Annotated in this window: 14 protein-coding genes; 6 read left to right on the top strand and 8 right to left on the bottom strand. The window is 40.7% G+C overall.

Going from position 1 to position 17820, the window contains the following annotated elements:
- Positions 1 to 84: 84 nt before the first annotated feature.
- The 4 genes from D0907_RS08645 to D0907_RS08630 all read left to right on the top strand — a co-directional run bounded on the left by D0907_RS08645 (position 85) and on the right by D0907_RS08630 (position 6094).
- Positions 85 to 897, top strand: a complete 813-nt coding sequence (locus tag D0907_RS08645) for a DUF3025 domain-containing protein (protein WP_036968279.1) — start codon at positions 85 to 87, stop codon at positions 895 to 897.
- The gene (locus D0907_RS08640; RefSeq protein WP_036968282.1) at positions 894 to 1682 is read left to right on the top strand and encodes an ABC transporter ATP-binding protein; all 789 of its coding nucleotides are present in this window, start codon (positions 894 to 896) and stop codon (positions 1680 to 1682) included. Before D0907_RS08645 ends, D0907_RS08640 begins: the two co-directional genes overlap by 4 nt.
- Positions 1675 to 2883 carry an ABC transporter permease gene (locus D0907_RS08635; protein ID WP_065979954.1) on the top strand — a complete coding sequence of 403 codons (1209 nt, stop codon included), beginning with the start codon at positions 1675 to 1677 and terminating at the stop codon, positions 2881 to 2883. Before D0907_RS08640 ends, D0907_RS08635 begins: the two co-directional genes overlap by 8 nt.
- A gap of 172 nt (positions 2884 to 3055) precedes the next feature.
- Positions 3056 to 6094 carry an ATP-binding protein gene (locus D0907_RS08630; RefSeq protein WP_118844327.1) on the top strand — a complete coding sequence of 1013 codons (3039 nt, stop codon included), beginning with the start codon at positions 3056 to 3058 and terminating at the stop codon, positions 6092 to 6094.
- A 5-nt stretch (positions 6095 to 6099) separates the two neighbouring features.
- Here D0907_RS08630 and D0907_RS08625 read toward each other — a convergent pair whose 3' ends face one another.
- The 6 genes from D0907_RS08625 to D0907_RS08600 all read right to left on the bottom strand — a co-directional run bounded on the left by D0907_RS08625 (position 6100) and on the right by D0907_RS08600 (position 12977).
- Complete coding sequence (locus D0907_RS08625; RefSeq protein WP_036968287.1) at positions 6100 to 6933, bottom strand: UDP-2,3-diacylglucosamine diphosphatase; 834 nt, start codon at positions 6931 to 6933, stop codon at positions 6100 to 6102.
- 144 nt (positions 6934 to 7077) lie between these two features.
- Positions 7078 to 8802 (bottom strand): proline--tRNA ligase, encoded by a 1725-nt coding sequence (locus D0907_RS08620; RefSeq protein WP_118844326.1) that lies wholly within the window; start codon positions 8800 to 8802, stop codon positions 7078 to 7080.
- A 113-nt stretch (positions 8803 to 8915) separates the two neighbouring features.
- Positions 8916 to 9620, bottom strand: a complete 705-nt coding sequence (tsaA, locus tag D0907_RS08615; RefSeq protein WP_036968295.1) for a tRNA (N6-threonylcarbamoyladenosine(37)-N6)-methyltransferase TrmO — start codon at positions 9618 to 9620, stop codon at positions 8916 to 8918.
- 98 nt (positions 9621 to 9718) lie between these two features.
- Positions 9719 to 10291, bottom strand: a complete 573-nt coding sequence (locus D0907_RS08610) for an outer membrane beta-barrel protein (protein ID WP_036968298.1) — start codon at positions 10289 to 10291, stop codon at positions 9719 to 9721.
- A 207-nt stretch (positions 10292 to 10498) separates the two neighbouring features.
- Entirely contained in the window at positions 10499 to 10963 is a 465-nt protein-coding gene (locus D0907_RS08605; RefSeq protein WP_036968300.1) for an acyl-CoA thioesterase, read from the bottom strand.
- Between the two features lie 367 nt (positions 10964 to 11330).
- Positions 11331 to 12977 (bottom strand): electron transfer flavoprotein-ubiquinone oxidoreductase, encoded by a 1647-nt coding sequence (locus tag D0907_RS08600; protein WP_036968302.1) that lies wholly within the window; start codon positions 12975 to 12977, stop codon positions 11331 to 11333.
- Positions 12978 to 13171: 194 nt separating this feature from the next.
- On the opposite strand from D0907_RS08600, the gene D0907_RS08595 reads away from it, so the two are divergent.
- Entirely contained in the window at positions 13172 to 13921 is a 750-nt protein-coding gene (locus tag D0907_RS08595; protein ID WP_036968304.1) for an electron transfer flavoprotein subunit beta/FixA family protein, read from the top strand.
- Positions 13922 to 14848, top strand: a complete 927-nt coding sequence (locus tag D0907_RS08590) for an electron transfer flavoprotein subunit alpha/FixB family protein (RefSeq protein WP_118844325.1) — start codon at positions 13922 to 13924, stop codon at positions 14846 to 14848. It abuts the gene before it with no gap.
- A 318-nt stretch (positions 14849 to 15166) separates the two neighbouring features.
- Here D0907_RS08590 and D0907_RS08585 read toward each other — a convergent pair whose 3' ends face one another.
- On the bottom strand, positions 15167 to 16096 hold the full coding sequence (locus D0907_RS08585) for a PstS family phosphate ABC transporter substrate-binding protein (protein WP_065979950.1): 930 nt from the start codon (positions 16094 to 16096) through the stop codon (positions 15167 to 15169).
- 160 nt (positions 16097 to 16256) lie between these two features.
- Positions 16257 to 17654: an asparagine--tRNA ligase gene (asnS, locus tag D0907_RS08580; RefSeq protein WP_065979949.1), complete on the bottom strand. Its 1398-nt coding sequence runs from the start codon at positions 17652 to 17654 to the stop codon at positions 16257 to 16259.
- Positions 17655 to 17820: the final 166 nt, after the last annotated feature.

Raw genomic sequence — 17820 nt, 5'->3', positions numbered from 1 at the left:
CAATAGTATATGAGGTTCTATTAATGAGAACCAGTTTTTACGGTAAACTAGCGTAAAGCTTCAAGAAGTTAAATGTAATAGCCCATGAAACGATTTACACCGCCAGAGCAGTGGTCAACACAGTATTTAACCACCGGCGCATTTGCCGACTTAGCCGATTTATTCAAAATTCATGAATTGACTGATTGGCCGAGTTGCCAATGGTTTTCACAATTTTTAAATGCTACAACGTCACAAGGCCAAGCTATTCGCTTTGTTGAAGACGAGCAGTTTGCTGATGAAAGCCGTTACTATGAACAAATTATATTCGAAACGGGCCACGTGCCGACGCGTCAACAGAATTGGCACGATCTCTTTGGTGGGTTTATTTGGTGTTTGTTTCCAAAAACAAAGTCACTGATAAACCATCAACATATTGAAGAAATTAAACTACATGGTCTAAAAGAGCGAAGTAAACACCGAAACGCCCTAACATTGTTTGATGAATGTGGTGTTGTGCTTGCAATTACACACACGCAATGGCAGCAACAATTGCGTGATCATCAATGGGAACATGCATTTGTTGATAAGCGCGAAGAATGGGGGCGCACTATTCGTCCTTATATGTTTGGTCATGCAAATTATGAAATGCTCACTCAACCTTATATAGGTTTGACAGGCAAGGCGTTGTTTATCGTTGTTCCTGATGACATATTTTGTAAAGATTTAAGCAGTCAATATGCATATCTAGATCAACGCCTTTATGAGATGATTAAGTTTGATGATTGTTTGCGCGATAATAAAAACTTATCGCCACTCCCTTTGTTAGGTGTGCCAGGGTGGTGGACCGACAATGAAAATCCAGAATTTTACAGTAATACAGATTACTTTAGACCGAAACGAAGGAAACGAACATGATTGAAGTAGCAGGGCTTAAAAAGAAATTTAAGCTGACGAAAGATCATAAAAAAAACAACACGGATAAAATCGATCCCCGTGAAGATAAGCAATTTTTTCACTCTGTAAGAGATGTCAGTTTTCACTGCGATAAAGGTGAAGTATTGGGTTTGCTTGGTCCAAATGGTGCGGGTAAAACAACGACACTTAGAATGATTTCTACCGCATTGAAACCAGATGAGGGCAGCATTACTATCTCTGGTCACGATATTGTTAAAAAGCCATTGATTGGACGAAAATCAATTGGCTTTTTATCAGGCAGCACTGGGTTGTATGGGCGATTAACCGTCAAAGAAAATGTAGAATACTTTGCACGCCTGCATGGTATGAATAAGAAACTGATTGCATCACGTTGTGACGAATTGTTTACTTTACTCGATATGCACAGTTTTATAGATAAACGCGCCGAAAACCTTTCTACAGGTATGAAACAAAAAGCCAATATAGCGCGTGCAGTGATCCACCAGCCAGACGTCGTCATACTTGACGAGCCAACCACTGGCCTAGATATTATGACCACACAAACCGTTATTAACTTTATTAAAGGCCTGAAAGAGCAGGGTACGCCGGTTATATTTTCAACGCATCATTTAGATGAAGTCGCCTTGTTATGTGACCGTGTCGCAGTTATTAATCAAGGGCTTAGCTGCTTTGATGGCACGTTAGATGAATTTAAACAAACAGGACAAAGTGACGTGCTGAACCAAGCGTTTATGAATATTTTAACGGAGAGTCGTGATGTTTGAAGTATTTAAAAAGGAATTAAAAGAGCTATTACGCGACCGTAAAACACTCATATTTGTGGTTGCGCTACCTGTTGCTATTTTTCCATTGTTATTTGCAATTATGGCCTTTATTAGCTCGCAGGCTGCGTTAGAGGCTGAGCAAGAAGTGCATACCTACGCCATTATTAATGGTCAATACGCACAAGAGTTTACAGACAAAGTTTTTTATCATAAAAGCTTTTCACAGTATAAAGGCGAAGAAACGTTCAATTCAGTTGAAGATTTAACAAATGCAGTTAAAGCTGGCACGATTGACATGGGGATATACTTACCCTCAGATGCCAAACAAACGTTAGATAATGCCAAACAGAGTGAATGGCAAGTCGTGTATAACGATGCAAAAGCGATTAACTTTTTGTTTGACCGTGTAAAAGAACTTGCCAAAGAGTATGGCGATAAACTGCGTACTACCAAGCTGTTAAGTTTTGGTGTATCAGAGCAGCAACAGGCTGCGATTATCGAGCCTATAAAAGTCGTGAAAGTGGATACGGCTGATAAACGTGAAAATCTGGGTGAAAAAATTGGCGGGTTTATTCCTTATTTATTGATCCCACTGGTTTTAATGGGCGCAACCTACCCAGCGATTGATTTAGGTGCGGGAGAAAAAGAGCGCGGTACGCTGGAAACTCTTTTACTTACGCCAATCACGCGTACGCAGCTGGTTCTTGGTAAATTTATTACATTACTCGCTTCATCTATCGCAACAACGACGATTACGGTACTCAGTATGGGAATTTGGGTGTCTGTTGCTATCGCATTTGTTGATTTAGCCGTTGTTAAAACAGCATTTAGCTCATTAACTGTGTTTGATTTGGGATTGATTTTTATATTACTCGTTCCAATTGCGGCCATTTTTTCATCGCTTGCGCTCGCGATTTCTATTTACGCACGTACCTTTAAAGAAGCACAAAACTACATGGCACCGCTGAGTATTGGGGTTATTTTCCCGATTATGATTGCGCTAATGCCTAACGTAGAGCTCACCAGCAAAACGGCGTTTATTCCGGTAACGAATGTTGCTTTAGCGATTAAAGAGATTATTAAAGGCACTGTTGATTACACCCTCGTTGGGCTCATTTTCTTAGCCACCGTTATTGTAGCGGGGGCGTTATTGGCTTTCTGCGTTAAGTGGTTTAATAAAGAAGACGTGCTATTTAGATAGTCAATAAGTCAGTTATTTATACGATTAAAAGCACCGTTTTGGTGCTTTTTTCGTTTCTAGCGAACGCTGCTGTAGGTAGTCATAATTAATTATAATTTTTTATCTTTCCCCCATCTTTATCATGAAATTCTCCTATACTATTTACAAGGTGGTAAATAAGGCTTTTTGTTCAATGGATTCTGAAAAATTATCGCGTTTAATAGTGCTACACAAGTTACCTATATTTGCATTTATTGTCCTTGTCATAATGGCGTGCTTAGCAACCGTAAAATATGAAATTGATACGCGTGAAGATGTCTACAAACGAACTTATGAGCAAATGCAGCGAGAGCTTTCAGCAAAAAAGTCGACCTTTACTACGACGTTAAGAGAGAATATTTCAGCTTTAAACTTCCTTGATGCAACCCCGCCGATCATGGCGATTATGCGGGCCACAAATGAAAATAATATCGACCCTGTGTTAGGCACGCCCATTTCAGCCTGGAAAGACCGCTTAGCTAAAATATTTAGCGGGTTTATGGCAACCGACAAAGATTTAGCGCAAGCACGCTACATATATGTCGCTGATAACGGCAAAGAGGTTGTACGTGTAGACAACATAAACGGCAAAGTCAGCCGTATTGCTGAGCAAAATTTACAGCACAAAGGTCAGCGTGATTACATGCAAATCACCCGTCAATTAACTAATGGCCATATTTATGTGTCACCTATTAATTACAATCGTGAAAACGGTGCACTTCAAGTTCCTTATGTAAGCACGTACCGAGTCTCTAAGCTGATTAAAGATGCCAATGGTGACCCTTTCGCGGTGTTAATCATTAACTATTATGCAGACGATTTAATTCAAGGCTTAATAGAAGGAACCCCGCGAAAATTTAATGTTTTTCTTTTAAATGCAAAACAACAATTTATCTATCATCCAAATGAAGCATACCGTTTTAGTTTTGAAAAAGGCGATGCGCATTTTTGGTACGAAGAATTTAATAGTAATCATGATATGGCGCACGTTGATCTCTTTGACGTGGTGAACTTACCTGACAGGCTTTTTTTGAAAGAGGAGATAGCGTTTCAAAATGGTATTCAAATGGAGCCGTTAACGATAGCAGTGGCAATTGATACTGAAAACTTACTGTATGAAATAAAGCAAAAGCGCTATAGATTTATAGCCATGCTCTGTTTGATCATTGTAGTAGTCGTTATCTTGTTCATTATTTACCAGCGAGATATTAATCGTAAACTCGAGCTAAGCTTTCTTAAGGAGAAGAATAGCAAAATAATCGAAAGCTCATCCGATGCCATTATTATGATAAAAGCAAACGGTGTTATCGATAATGCGAATAAAACAGCGAAAGAGTTTTTTGGAATTGAAGAGCAACACACACAATTTGATGAATTATTTAACTACAATGACGAAGATTTTCAGGGCATTGCTCAGGCACTTAAAGAAGGAAAACGGTGCTCATTCGAAGCGGTACATATTGCCGATGAAAATACCCACTACTTTTCGATTACCATGGCTCCTATTTTTGATGCGGCTAATCAAGAATTTCAAATAGCGGCAATATTACGCAATATTGATTCGCTGAAATGTGCTCAACATCAGCTTGAAAAGCTCAATGGTTCACTGGAAGAAAAAGTAAAGATGCGCACAGCCGAGCTTGAAGAAGCGACCGAAAAAGCATTAGCGGCAAGTAAAGCTAAAAGTCAGTTTGTTGCCAATATTTCCCATGAAATTCGGACCCCGATGAATGGTGTACTCGGTATGCTAGAAATGCTTGAAGAAGAACTGCTTACCCCACAGCAAAAAAAATATTTACATTACGCGAATAGTAGCGCTAATTCTTTAATGACGCTGATAAACGATATTCTTGATTTTTCGAAAATCGAGGCAGGCAAACTCGATTTAGACTGTCACGAATTTGATCTGGTATCTGTGTGCAGTGATTTAGTGACATCGATGGCAGTGCAAGGACAGAAAAAAGGCATTGAAGTACTTTTTGATTGCAGTGGCATTACACGAAGAACGGTTATGGGTGACAGTCATCGACTAAAACAAATCTTAAATAACCTGTTAAGTAACGCCTTTAAATTTACCCACCAAGGGCATGTTAGCCTGACAGTTACACAGCTGTCTGTTGAGAAAAATAAGCTAATGTTGAATTTTTCGGTGTGTGATACTGGGATTGGAATTTCAAAAGAGAATCAAGATAAGCTTTTTGAGGTGTTTACCCAAGAAGACTCGAGTACAACGCGTCATTACGGTGGAAGCGGCCTTGGTTTGTCAATCAGTCGCAAGTTATCGCAACTTATGGGCGGTGATATCATAGTAGAAAGCGAAAAAGGTAAGGGCAGCTGTTTTATCGCAAGTGTTTGTGTCGCACCTTCAGACATATCCATACAACACAGTGTTATTGCAGCATTATCTGAAAAACGGATGGGTATCGCGGTGCAGTACGATAAATTGGCAACCAACCTTGAAAAACAACTTACTGTGCTATCAGAGCCTGCACCCAAACAGCTACTTAGATTAAATAACGTGACAGAGGCTGAACTTAAGTTACTTGATTTAGTGATTGTTGAGCACAAACATCCCTTATTCGAGCGAGTGTTGAATTGGGCGAGAAATCATCTGCAAAAACATGCACTCATCTTAGGGGTTATGTCGTCACTTGCCAAAAAATATGACTTACCAGCTAATGTAATGGTGATTGCAAAGCCCATTACGCCTGATGAATTAAGCTATCGATTAGCGCTATTATTGAATAATAGTCAGCAGTTTGTTGAGCATGTTAAAAGCACAGATAAAGAGCAAGTTAGAATTGATTTGAGCGATAAACATATTCTTATCGTTGATGATAATTTAATTAATATTGAAGTGAGTAAAGCCATCCTTCGCGACAGCAATGTGACTATTGAATCAGCCAATGATGGCTTTGAAGCATTAGAACTTTTGAAAAATAGTAAGACAATATTCGATTTAATTTTAATGGACTGTCAAATGCCCAACTTAAATGGTTATGACTGCACAAAGGAAATCAGACAAGGTAAAGCAGGCGATGCTTATCAAGATGTGATCATCATTGCGATGACAGCCAGTGCCATGGCTGGCGACAGAGAAAAGTGTTTAAGTGTTGGCATGAACGATTACATTACAAAACCTATTAAGCAAGCCACATTACGCAATAAATTGTCGATGTGGCTCAAAGGTTAAACAGCTTATGCCGCATCTTGGCTTTTGTCGAAGGCGGGGGTTGGGTTTAGTTTGCTGATATCTGCAGAGTGAATGACTTTTTGTGTTTCGCTCCAATGTAGCAACTCGATTTTCCCGCAACTGTTTTCAACAAGCGCTGTGCAGTTTTCTATCCAATCTCCGTCATTGCAATACACAATATCATCGACAATTTTCACCGCAGGGTGATGAATATGGCCACATATTATGCCATCAACGCCTTGTTTTTTTGCTTCATGAATTGCTGCATTTTCAAAGGCTTCAATTGCTGCACGCGCTTTGTGTACGCGTGCTTTGATCCACGAAGCAAGTGACCAGTAATTCCCTCCAAACAAACGTCTAATTCGGTTTGTCCAGCGGTTTAAAAAGAGTAAAAAATCGTATCCAGCATCACCCGCTATGCTAATTAGCTTGTTGTAACGGGTTGCTGAATCAAAGTCATCACCGTGCAAAAGTAAAAAACGTTTATTCGCCTTCGTGGTGTGTATATATTTTTTATGAACTTCTATACCAAATAATGACTCGTTGGCGTAATGACGAAAAGTTTCATCATGGTTTCCTGGTATGTAAATAACACGCGTGCCGTCTTTGGCTTTTTTTTGAATAAGCGCAAGTACATCATAGTGACTTGGGTGCCAGAAAAACTGCCGTTTCATTGACCATAAATCAACTATATCGCCAACAAGGTAAAGTACATCACATTCGATAGAATTTAAAAAGTTTAATAGATACTGAGCTTGGCAGTCTTTGTAACCTAAGTGAACGTCGGAAATCCAAACGGCAGGATAGTGAGTTTTATTACTGCTAGTTGTGTTATTCATGGCATTTACTCATGGTGTAATAAGCTAAATGCTAGGGATAGAAGGTGACATTAAAAAGACGGTTTAGCGAAACATCTATGACAAAGTGCTCATGATCAAAAAAACCGCCGAAGCGGTTTTTTTAACTGAGATAGCGTAAAAGGTTTAGCCTTTTACTAATGCCGCAATTTCAGCGATTGCAGTGTCTAAATCAAGCATGAGCTTTTCACCCGTACGACGGTTTTTAAGCTCAACTTTATTCTCATCTAGGTTTCGTTCACCAATGACCAGTGTGTAAGGCACACCGAGTAATTCCATGTCGTTGAACATAACACCTGGGCGCTCTTTACGGTCATCAAATAACACATCGATACCTTGCGCTTTTAGACCGTCATATATGTTGTTTGCAATATCAGGAATACGATGAGATTTATGCATGTTCATAGGAACGATGGCTAAATCAAATGGTGCAATAGGTTGTGGCCATTTAATACCGTATTCATCATTATTTTGTTCAATGGCTGCGGCAACGATACGCGATACACCAATACCATAACAACCCATTGTCATGATCTGATTTTTACCTGACTCGCTTAATACACCTGCTTTCATTGCTTCAGAGTATTTAGTACCCAGTTGGAAGATATGACCAACCTCAATACCGCGTTTAATTTGTAACGTACCTTGGCCACATGGGCTAGGATCGCCTTCAACAATATTACGAATATCGGCAACTTCATAGTTTTCAACATCGCGGTCCCAATTAATGCCGCTAAAGTGCTCGCCATCTTTGTTTGCACCGGCAACAAAGTCAGCCATTACATTGGCAGTGCGGTCTACAATAATAGGCATGTTTAGACCAACAGGGCCTAGTGAGCCTGGTTTCGCGCCAATCGCCGCAACGATGTCTTCTTCTTTAGCCATTTCAAGAGGTGAATCAACAAGCGGGTGTTTCTCTGCTTTTAGTTCATTTAATTCATGATCACCACGCACAATAAGAGCCACTAAACCACGTTGTTCGTTTTCATCAGGTGCGCCATACACAATCAGTGTTTTAACGCCGCGATGAGGTTTTACCCCGTAATGCTCTTTTAGCTCAGCAATTGTTTTTGCATCTGGCGTAGGGAATGCCTTAAGCTCTTTTGTCGCTGCTGGACGTGCATCTGTTGGTGCAAGCGCTTCAGCTTTTTCGATATTTGCTGCGTAATCACTTGCATCACTGAATGCAATGGCATCTTCACCAGATTCAGCCAGTACATGAAACTCATGCGATACGCTGCCACCAATAGAGCCGGTATCAGCAATAACTGGACGGTAATCAAGACCCAGACGCTCAAAGATATTGCAGTATGCTGTGTGCATTACTTGGTATGTTTTTTCTAAACACTCGTCACTTAAATGGAAAGAATACGCATCTTTCATGGTGAATTCGCGTGCACGCATCACACCAAAACGAGGACGCACTTCATCACGTACTTTTGTTTGTACTTGATAAAGAGTCAGTGGAAGTTGTTTATATGAGCTTACTTCTTTACGAACGAAATCAGTGATAACTTCTTCGTGCGTCGGACCAAGTGCGAATGGGCGATTGTGGCGGTCATTAATACGCAGTAATTCAGGACCAAATTGCTCCCAACGGCCCGATTCTTCCCATAAGTCAGCTGGCTGGATAATCGGCATTAGCATTTCGATTGCGCCGGCTTTATCCATTTCTTCACGTACAATGTTTTCTACTTTTTTCAGTACGCGTAAACCAGAGGGCAACCACGTGTATAAACCCGACGCAACGCGGCGGATCATGCCAGCTCGTAGCATTAATTGATGAGAAACAATCTCAGCATCAGACGGAGTTTCTTTAAGTGTTGCGAGTATATATTGACTGGTACGCATCTCTATTCCAAGTAGTGTTAAAATTATTATCGTTTACTCAAATCATTTGAGTAGTAACAAGGCGCTCAGTTTACCAGCGGAAGCGGTGACACTAAAGCGCTAAGTGTTAAAAACTAGCATTTTTCGATGCTGGTTACAGTATTATGGTCGCCAGTAACAAACCAACGAATATTAAAATCATATAATGTCATGCCGTAGCTTTGTGTTGATTCACGTTGCTTTTTGTAAGCAGGGCGTGGGTCTTGCTTTAACACATTGCTGATAAAGGCTTTTAATTCGGGATAATCGGTTTGTTTAGCGATAAAAGCAAGCGATTCTTCGCTAAATTCTACACTCATATCTGTTTCTGGGCGGGTGTCGGCAAAGCCAGCACTGGCCTCATGCATTGCATCTGAATAAGGTAAATAGGGTTTGATGTCTAAAATAGGCGTGCCATCAAGTAAATCAATACCCGATAACAATAAGCTCAACTGACCATTTTTGTATTCAATGCCTTCAAGTTTTACGGCACTCATACCGATTGCGTTGGGTCTAAACGTGGCACGCGTTGCAAATACACCTTTACGCTCGTTACCCCCTAAGCGAGGAGGGCGTACCATAGCTGAATAGCCTTTGTCTGCTGTTTCATGAAATCTAAATAGCAGCCAAATATGACTAAACTCATCGAGGCCACGCACAAATTCTTCACGATTGAAATCAGCTGTAAAAACGAGTTTTGCTTTTGCTTCGGGTACTAAACGTGGTTGCCGTGGTATGGCAAACTTTTGTTTATAAGGAGAATGGATATGCCCGACAGCCGTTAATTGATATTCGCTCATAATGCGTTGTAATTAGGAAAAACTGCCATCATTTTACATGCAAACACAAAAAAAGGCAGTCTGGGCTGCCTTTAAACATTTAAACTAAGTGGTCTAAATTAAAACATGTACTGAAAAGAGACCGATGCGACATCCATATCAGGGTCAATATCATCTTCAAGCTCATAACGCTCATACTCAAAACGTACTTGCATATTGGTAGTAAAAGCATACTCAATACCTGCGCCATAAAATACATCGCCGCCATCTGTATCTGCACTAATGCTGCCAAGATCACCTAAATCTTGTTCCACTTCGGCATCCCATTCAAGCCAGCCGCCTTTCGCATACACTGAAAAGCTCTCAGTAATGGGGGCAGCAAGCCTCGCTGCGAGTGAAATACCATCAAGCTCTACTTTTGAATCAATGTCACTTGCTTCATCAAAGTTTTGATAGGCAAGCTCTAGGCTTAAGTATTTATTGAACTGTGTCCCTATGTAGCCTTTAAGCATTTGTGAATCATCATCGAAATCGGTGTCGTTTTCACTGTCTTCAAATTGGAAAGAGTATTGACCATAACCAATACCAGTATAAATACGAGGAGAATCCATTTCGGAAGTATCTGCATGGGCAGCGTTATTAAAACCAAGTAGTGCTAAAGAAAGTGCAGAAATTGAAATTACTTTAATCATTTAATAGCTCCTTTAAAAAATAAATAAACGATGTATTAATATCGCTCGTAGAAACTATTGCACTGAATATGCCAATATATTTTATACGCTTAAAGTATTGGTTTTAACACTGTTTTAGGCTTTTTTTGCGCAGTATGATTAATCAGTGATCAGCTGTTCAGTTTCATACGCGCAACAATTTCAATCAGCTATGTAGAAGTTACTTAACTACGCTTTTTGCAGTAATGTTTCTGTTTCAATGGCAATCTCTTTCATTTTAATTGCGTAGTTTTCGATTTTCTTTTCTTCATCAGTTTCAGCTGTGTAGGTCGGTACCGCGATAGGGTAACCCGCTTCATCCATTGCTATGAAACTAATAACACAGTGATTTGTTTCGACTAAGTTTTGTGTTTTAGGGTCGCCGCAACGCACTTGAATAAAAATTTGCATACTTGTTTTACCGGTATGCGCAATACTGGCTTTAACTTCAACAATTTGTCCGACAAGAATAGGGCGCTGGAATTTAACGCCAGCAACAGACACGGTGACACAGTAGTGACCGCTCCAACCCGCTGCACAGGCATAGCCTGCTTGGTCTATCCATTTCATTACAACACCTCCGTGTACTTTACCTCCAAAGTTCACATCAGTAGGCTCAGCTAAAAAACGAAAAGTTACACTTGATGACGGCATATATCACTCACTATAAATTTAAACACGACTAAGGGTTTGCTTACCTTTCAAGGTTAAATTTGCAGCAGTCTGTGTGCGATTCAGTCAAGGCAGCGGCTATGGCGTGTGGTTATCCCCATGAATAGCCTATAACGCAGCATCAAAACCAAACAGGCGCTCCCCTTTGAGTAATGCTTAGGGGCGCTTTACTCTTTGTTGCTCGGTTTTTACTTAGCTCACTAGCTTACAAACCACGCGCCGTGATTTAAGCGTCCCAAGTTTGAACAAATCTTAATCTGCAAAGGTAAACAGATCTTAAGCATAGACTAAAAAAGGGGCCGAAGCCCCTGCAATTTAGGATAAATAGTAATTAAATGAGTAACGTGCGTTACATATTAGGGTAGTTTGGTCCACCCGCACCTTCAGGCGTGACCCAGCAAATGTTTTGACTTGGATCCTTAATATCGCAGGTTTTACAATGCACGCAGTTTTGTGAATTGATCACAAACTCTTTTTGGCCTTCGATTTCTTGAACTTCATAAACCCCTGCAGGACAATAACGTTGTGCTGGTTCGTCAAACTTCACTAAATTTACGTTAATTGGGATGCTGTTGTCTTTGAGCTTTAAGTGACAAGGCTGAGATTCTTCATGGTTCGTATTTGATAAAAACACCGACGATAATTTATCAAAGCTCAGTTTGCCATCGGGTTTGGGGTAGCTAATCTTTTCGGCTCTACTTGCATCAACAAGTGTTGCATAGTCAGGTGTATTGTCTTCAAACTTGAAGGGAAGTTTCCCTGCAAAGATATTTTGGTCAAGTGTGTTGTATGCGCCACCCAAAAATTTACCTAACTTGTGCATAACAGGGCCAAAGTTGCGTGATTGATACAGCTCTTTATAGGCCCAGCTTTGCTCAAATGCGGTTGCATATTCAGCTAAATCGCTATTTTCTTTGCCTTGAGCAAGCGCCTCAACAATCACATCGGCAGCGACCATGCCTGATTTCATTGCCGTGTGATTACCTTTAATTTTAGCAAAATTCAGTGTGCCGGCATCACACCCGACAATTAAGCCACCAGGAAAATGCATTTTAGGTAAAGAGTGCAGGCCGCCTTTTGCTATCGCACGAGCGCCATACGCAATACGTTCACCGCCTTCTAATACGTCTTTAAAGATTGGGTGATGTTTCATGCGTTGAAATTCATCAAACGGACTCAGGTGCGGGTTTGAGTAATTAAGGTCGACAATTAAACCAACCACAACTTGGTTGTTCTCGCTGTGATACATAAATGCACCACCGCTTGTATCACCCGTTAGTGGCCAACCAGTACCATGAACCACAGTACCTTGTTTATGTTTGCTTTCGTCAACGTGCCAAATTTCTTTAAAGCCTAAGCCGTAGTGCTGGGGTGATGCATCTTTATCAAGGGCAAAATGATTAATAAGCTCTTTGCCTAAATGACCACGGCAACCTTCAGCAAATACTGTGTATTTTGCTCTTAATTCCATGCCCGGCATATAGCCGTCTTTTTCATTACCGTCTTTATCAAGACCCATATCGCCGGTAATAATCCCTTTCACGGTGTCATCTTCGATAATTAACGAGTGCGCACTAAATCCGGGGAAAATTTCTACCCCTAGATTTTCTGCTTGTTCAGCTAAAAATCGACATACATTGCCCATCGAAACAATATAGTTGCCATCATTGTGGAACGTTTTGGGGCTCGCAAAGTGGGGAATGCTGGTGGCTTTTTCACTGTTATTAAACCAGTAAATGTCATCCTGAGTCACTTTTGTTGAAACTGGCGCTCCTAATGATTGCCAATCTGGGAGTAGCTCATCAAGTGCGCGTGTCTCGAATACTGCACCCGATAAAATATGCGCGCCCACCTCAGAGCCTTTCTCTACCACACAGATCATTAATTCTTGTTGTTTTTCTTGTGCTTGTTGTGCCAATCGAATAGCTGTTGATAAACCCGCTGGGCCTGCGCCTACGATAACAACATCAAATTCCATGGTTTCGCGTTCGACCATATAAACCTCTTATCAGTGACGGACCTGCATTAAAAGAACCGTATTTCATACTTGCAAATGAAACGTTACAGGCTGTGAATACTTTAAGGTTATTTTAGGTTGACGTTTACGTCAACAGGAAGTAGTCTGAAATCATAAAATAAATAAGTTGACGTAGACGTCAGCTTTAAGAACACACAATTGATGGAGTCACGATGAAAATCCTCGTTCCAATTAAAAGAGTAATTGACTATAACGTCAAAGCACGCGTTAAAGCAGATAAATCGGATGTTGATTTAGCTAATGTAAAAATGGCGATGAACCCGTTTTGTGAAATTGCAATTGAAGAAGCTATTCGTTTGAAAGAAGCAGGCACGGCAACAGAAGTTGTGGCTGTAACTATTGGTAATAAATCATCTCAAGAGCAATTACGTACAGCATTAGCACTGGGTGCAGATAAAGCGATTCATATCGAAACTGAAGAAAAACTAGAGTCGCTACACGTAGCGAAGCTATTAAGTAAGATTGTTGAGCAAGAGTCACCCGAGCTGGTTATTTTAGGCAAACAATCGATTGATTCAGACAATAATCAAACAGGTCAAATGCTCGCTGCTTTAACAGGACGTGGCCAAGGTACTTTTGCCTCTAAAGTTGATGTGCAATCAGGTACTGTGAATGTTACGCGTGAAGTAGATGGTGGTTTACAAACTGTCGCGCTTAAATTACCTGCCATTGTAACGACAGATTTACGCCTAAACGAGCCGCGTTATGCATCGTTGCCAAATATTATGAAAGCAAAGCGTAAGCCGTTAGAGGTCATTGCTGCAGATAGCTTAGGTGTTGACCTTGCTCCGCGCATTCAGCTTGTTGAAGTTAATGAACCTGAAAAACGTTCAGCCGGTATTATCGTTGAAGATGTGGCGACGTTGGTTGAAAAGTTAAAAACAGAAGCGAAGGTGATCTAAATGAAAACATTAGTGATAGCTGAACACGACAACGGTGTTCTAAAGCCTGAAACACATAAAACAATGACCGCTGCTGTTAAATTAGGTTTTGACGTTGATTTATTATTAGCTGGTGAAAATCTAGCGGCTATGAGCGAAAAGGCAGCGTCGATCGCCGGTGTTAGCAATGTACTCGTTGCTGACGATACCGCTTACGCTCACCAATTAGCTGAGAATGTGGCTGATCTTGTTTTATCTCTTAGTGACAATTATTCACACATTGTGGCAAGTGCTACGACAACGGGCAAAAACTTTATGCCACGTGTTGCGGCCTTACTAGATGTTGCGCAAATCTCAGAAATTATCGATGTGATTGATGCTGACACGTTCAAGCGTCCAATTTATGCGGGTAATGCAATTGCAACCGTTAAATCACTCGATACTAAAAAAGTAATCACTGTACGTGCAAGCAGCTTTGATGTCGCCGCTGAACAAGCCCCTGTTTCTGTCTCAGCGATTGATAGTAAAGGGTCTGCGGGCTTAAGTGAGTTTGTATCACAAGAACAAACTGAATCAGAGCGTCCTGAGCTCACGGCAGCACCGGTGGTTATTTCGGGTGGCCGAGGTATGCAAAATGGTGAAAATTTCGCGTTATTAAACGGTATCGCTGACAAACTAGGTGCGGCAATTGGCGCGTCTCGTGCTGCAGTTGACGCGGGCTTTGTGCCAAATGATATGCAAGTAGGTCAAACGGGTAAAATTGTTGCCCCTGATTTATACATTGCAGTAGGTATCAGTGGGGCCATTCAGCATTTGGCGGGTATGAAAGACTCAAAAGTCATTGTTGCAATAAATAAAGACCCTGACGCACCTATTTTCCAAGTGGCTGATTATGGTTTAGTTGCTGACTTATTTGATGTATTACCCGAGCTTGAAAACGCACTGTAATACATAACGATTCTGGTTGTTAAAAGCTGTTCACCTTCTAGGTGCGCAGCTTTTTTTATACTCGTTTCTGTCTGAATACGAGTAAGGGCGTTATAAATGTAACTAACGCGCGACTTTTCTTTATCGAAAATCGGCATGTTACATAAACTTGCTTTGGGACTTTATTTGCTCTGATTAGCTTTACCGGCTTTAACTGTTCCTTAGTACGGTTTAGACGAACTTTTACTGAGCTCAATAGACTGTTTTATTCGCCTACAAGTTTATGCGCCTTCAAGTTGTTTTTTAGACATAAGAGGTCTTCTATTGGTTACACCTCTATTAATTCACTGCTAAATACCCTTGGTTGCTCATTTTGGCTTGGACTTGTGGAGACTTTAAGAGCATTACTAGCTTTTCGCCAATCAGCTTAGAGCGGGGCGATTGGGTATTAACTATCAGAATTAACGGTCTTACAAATTCATAATCACCATTTTCTATCGTTTCTTTGGAAGGTTTAACGTTATTAATTGATAACAGTGTTACTTTATTAATGCGTCTATCGTCTTCGAGTTTACTTATCGCACCGTAAGAGTCGTAGGCAATCGCGTTTGGAATCCGTTGAACAATGCCCAGCGCTTGGTTGAAATGGTCATATAGGCTCACTCGCTGGTTAGAAAACAAGCCTCTGTTGCCTGCATTTTTTAGTCTTATGTAGTTTGTATCGGGGTCTTTAATGTAATCAAGTTCGAGAAACTCTAAAAACACATCAAAACTGCCGTGATGAGTCCCTTTACTAAAAAGTAGGATCTCATCATTTTTGTTACTTAATTTTGGTGTTTTTGATGACAGGCTAGACCACGTGTTTATTTTACCTTGGTAGATGCTTCTAAGCTCATTACTGGTCAGGTTGTCGATATTCAATGAACTATTGATGAAAAAAGCAAGCGCATCTTGTGCAATCACAATTTGCTTTAAATAAGGCCACTTCTCTTGTTCAATCTTTGTCAGGTATCGTGAACTGCTGCCAATATCAATCACATTGTCGGCAATGGCTTTTATGCCTTTATCACTGCCCATGGGTCTAATTTGTATTGAGTTGCCAAAGCCATTGTGTAACTCGTCCTTAATTTCTACAAGCAGCTCTGTAACGGTCGTTGATCCTGCGATTAAAATCGGTTTCGCATTAATGGGTTCTTCAAGGGCAACCAAGCGGGGCGATAAGGTAAAAATAGCGGTGAGGGTTAATATCTTAAGAGAGTGTATGAGCATGTCTGATAATAGCTCCTTTATAAATCACTAACGTTGACTATAGAGTATAGATTGGCTTTTGTAATTATTATGCTGGTGATTTAATTGAGAAGGCTGCGTATTTACAGGTATAAAAAAACCAGCCAATTGGCTGGTTTTTAACACTAACATTTAAGCTTGCTTAGTAAGTCGCGCTGCCTTTAGTACGTGGGAATGCAATAACGTCACGTACGTTACCCATACCCGTTACATAAGCGACTAAACGCTCAAAGCCTAGGCCAAAACCAGAATGTGGTACTGTGCCGTATTTACGTAGGTCACGATACCAGCTGTAGTCTTCTTTATCTAAGCCCATTTCTTCTAAGCGTTGGTCAAGTACGTCTAAACGTTCTTCACGCTGTGAACCACCAATGATTTCGCCGATACCAGGCGCAACAACATCCATTGCTGCTACTGTTTTGCCATCTTCGTTTTGACGCATGTAGAAGGCTTTAATATCGCGTGGGTAGTTTTTAATAACAACAGGCGCATTAAAATGTTCTTCTGCTAAGTAACGCTCGTGCTCTGATTGTAAATCTACACCCCATTCAACAGGGAATTCAAACTGTTTACCACAGGCTTTTAAAATTTCGATAGCGTCAGTGTAGTCAACTTGTGCAAAGTCTTTGGTTACAAACTCTTCTAAACGTGAAATGGCCGTTTTCTCAATACGTTGTGCGAAAAACTCCATGTCGTCACGGCGCTCAGTTAATACGGCATTAAAGACATACTTAAGCATATTTTCAGCAAGCTTTGCGATGTCTTCTAAATCAGCAAACGCAACTTCAGGTTCTACCATCCAAAATTCGGCTAAGTGACGCGATGTGTTTGAGTTCTCAGCACGGAAAGTCGGGCCAAAGGTATAGATTTTAGACATAGCAGACGCATACGTCTCACCGTTCAACTGACCAGATACAGTTAAGAATGCTTCTTTACCAAAGAAGTCTTCACTGTAATCGATATCGCCTTTATCTGTGCGTGGTAGATTTTGCATATCAAGTGTTGATACACGGAACATTTCACCGGCACCTTCACAGTCACTTGCTGTAATGATAGGCGTACTGATCCAGTAAAAACCTTGCTCATGATAAAAACGGTGAATAGCTTGTGCTAAACAGTTACGAACACGTGTTACTGCACCCATAATGTTAGTGCGTGGGCGTAGGTGCGCATGCTCGCGAAGGTATTCAATACTATGACGTTTAGCTGACATAGGGTAGGTGTCTGGGTTTTCTACCCAGCCTAATACTTCAACCGTGTTTGCTTGAATTTCAAACGACTGACCTTGGCCAGCAGATTGCACAAGCACACCTGTTACAGAAACAGAACAACCCGCCGTTAAACGTGTAACTTCATCATAATTATTAAGTGAATTAGGTACTACCGCTTGAATAGGATCAAAACACGAACCGTCATGAACGGCTAAAAATGAAATTCCTGCTTTTGAATCGCGGCGTGTACGGATCCAGCCTTTTACTGTTACTTGGCTGTCTACCGCAACCTTGCCTTTTAATAGCTCTGAAATCGCTAAATGGCTCATCTTCACTCCAATGATATAAGTTGCCTAATATTATAATGCTGTGCATTGCACTTGAATCGACTATCTTACCTTCGTAAATCAAATAAAAAAACTATTCCGGCACACTCTTTAGAAGTTTTTCTTCAATTGGATAAAATAGCATCAATATTTTGCGTTAAAATGACGA

The organism is Pseudoalteromonas lipolytica (assembly GCF_003515105.1).
GTDB lineage: Bacteria > Pseudomonadota > Gammaproteobacteria > Enterobacterales > Alteromonadaceae > Pseudoalteromonas > Pseudoalteromonas lipolytica.
The sequence above is the reverse complement of the archived record's forward strand: the minus strand, read 5'-3'. Positions and strand labels throughout refer to the sequence as shown.

Coding starts and splice junctions, on each gene's coding strand:
- D0907_RS08645 (WP_036968279.1), top strand. CDS start 85: ATGAAACGATTTACACCGCCAGAGCAGTGGTCAACACAGTATTTAACC.
- D0907_RS08640 (WP_036968282.1), top strand. CDS start 894: ATGATTGAAGTAGCAGGGCTTAAAAAGAAATTTAAGCTGACGAAAGAT.
- D0907_RS08635 (WP_065979954.1), top strand. CDS start 1,675: ATGTTTGAAGTATTTAAAAAGGAATTAAAAGAGCTATTACGCGACCGT.
- D0907_RS08630 (WP_118844327.1), top strand. CDS start 3,056: ATGGATTCTGAAAAATTATCGCGTTTAATAGTGCTACACAAGTTACCT.
- D0907_RS08625 (WP_036968287.1), bottom strand. CDS start 6,933: ATGAATAACACAACTAGCAGTAATAAAACTCACTATCCTGCCGTTTGG.
- D0907_RS08620 (WP_118844326.1), bottom strand. CDS start 8,802: ATGCGTACCAGTCAATATATACTCGCAACACTTAAAGAAACTCCGTCT.
- tsaA (WP_036968295.1), bottom strand. CDS start 9,620: ATGAGCGAATATCAATTAACGGCTGTCGGGCATATCCATTCTCCTTAT.
- D0907_RS08610 (WP_036968298.1), bottom strand. CDS start 10,291: ATGATTAAAGTAATTTCAATTTCTGCACTTTCTTTAGCACTACTTGGT.
- D0907_RS08605 (WP_036968300.1), bottom strand. CDS start 10,963: ATGCCGTCATCAAGTGTAACTTTTCGTTTTTTAGCTGAGCCTACTGAT.
- D0907_RS08600 (WP_036968302.1), bottom strand. CDS start 12,977: ATGGTCGAACGCGAAACCATGGAATTTGATGTTGTTATCGTAGGCGCA.
- D0907_RS08595 (WP_036968304.1), top strand. CDS start 13,172: ATGAAAATCCTCGTTCCAATTAAAAGAGTAATTGACTATAACGTCAAA.
- D0907_RS08590 (WP_118844325.1), top strand. CDS start 13,922: ATGAAAACATTAGTGATAGCTGAACACGACAACGGTGTTCTAAAGCCT.
- D0907_RS08585 (WP_065979950.1), bottom strand. CDS start 16,096: ATGCTCATACACTCTCTTAAGATATTAACCCTCACCGCTATTTTTACC.
- asnS (WP_065979949.1), bottom strand. CDS start 17,654: ATGAGCCATTTAGCGATTTCAGAGCTATTAAAAGGCAAGGTTGCGGTA.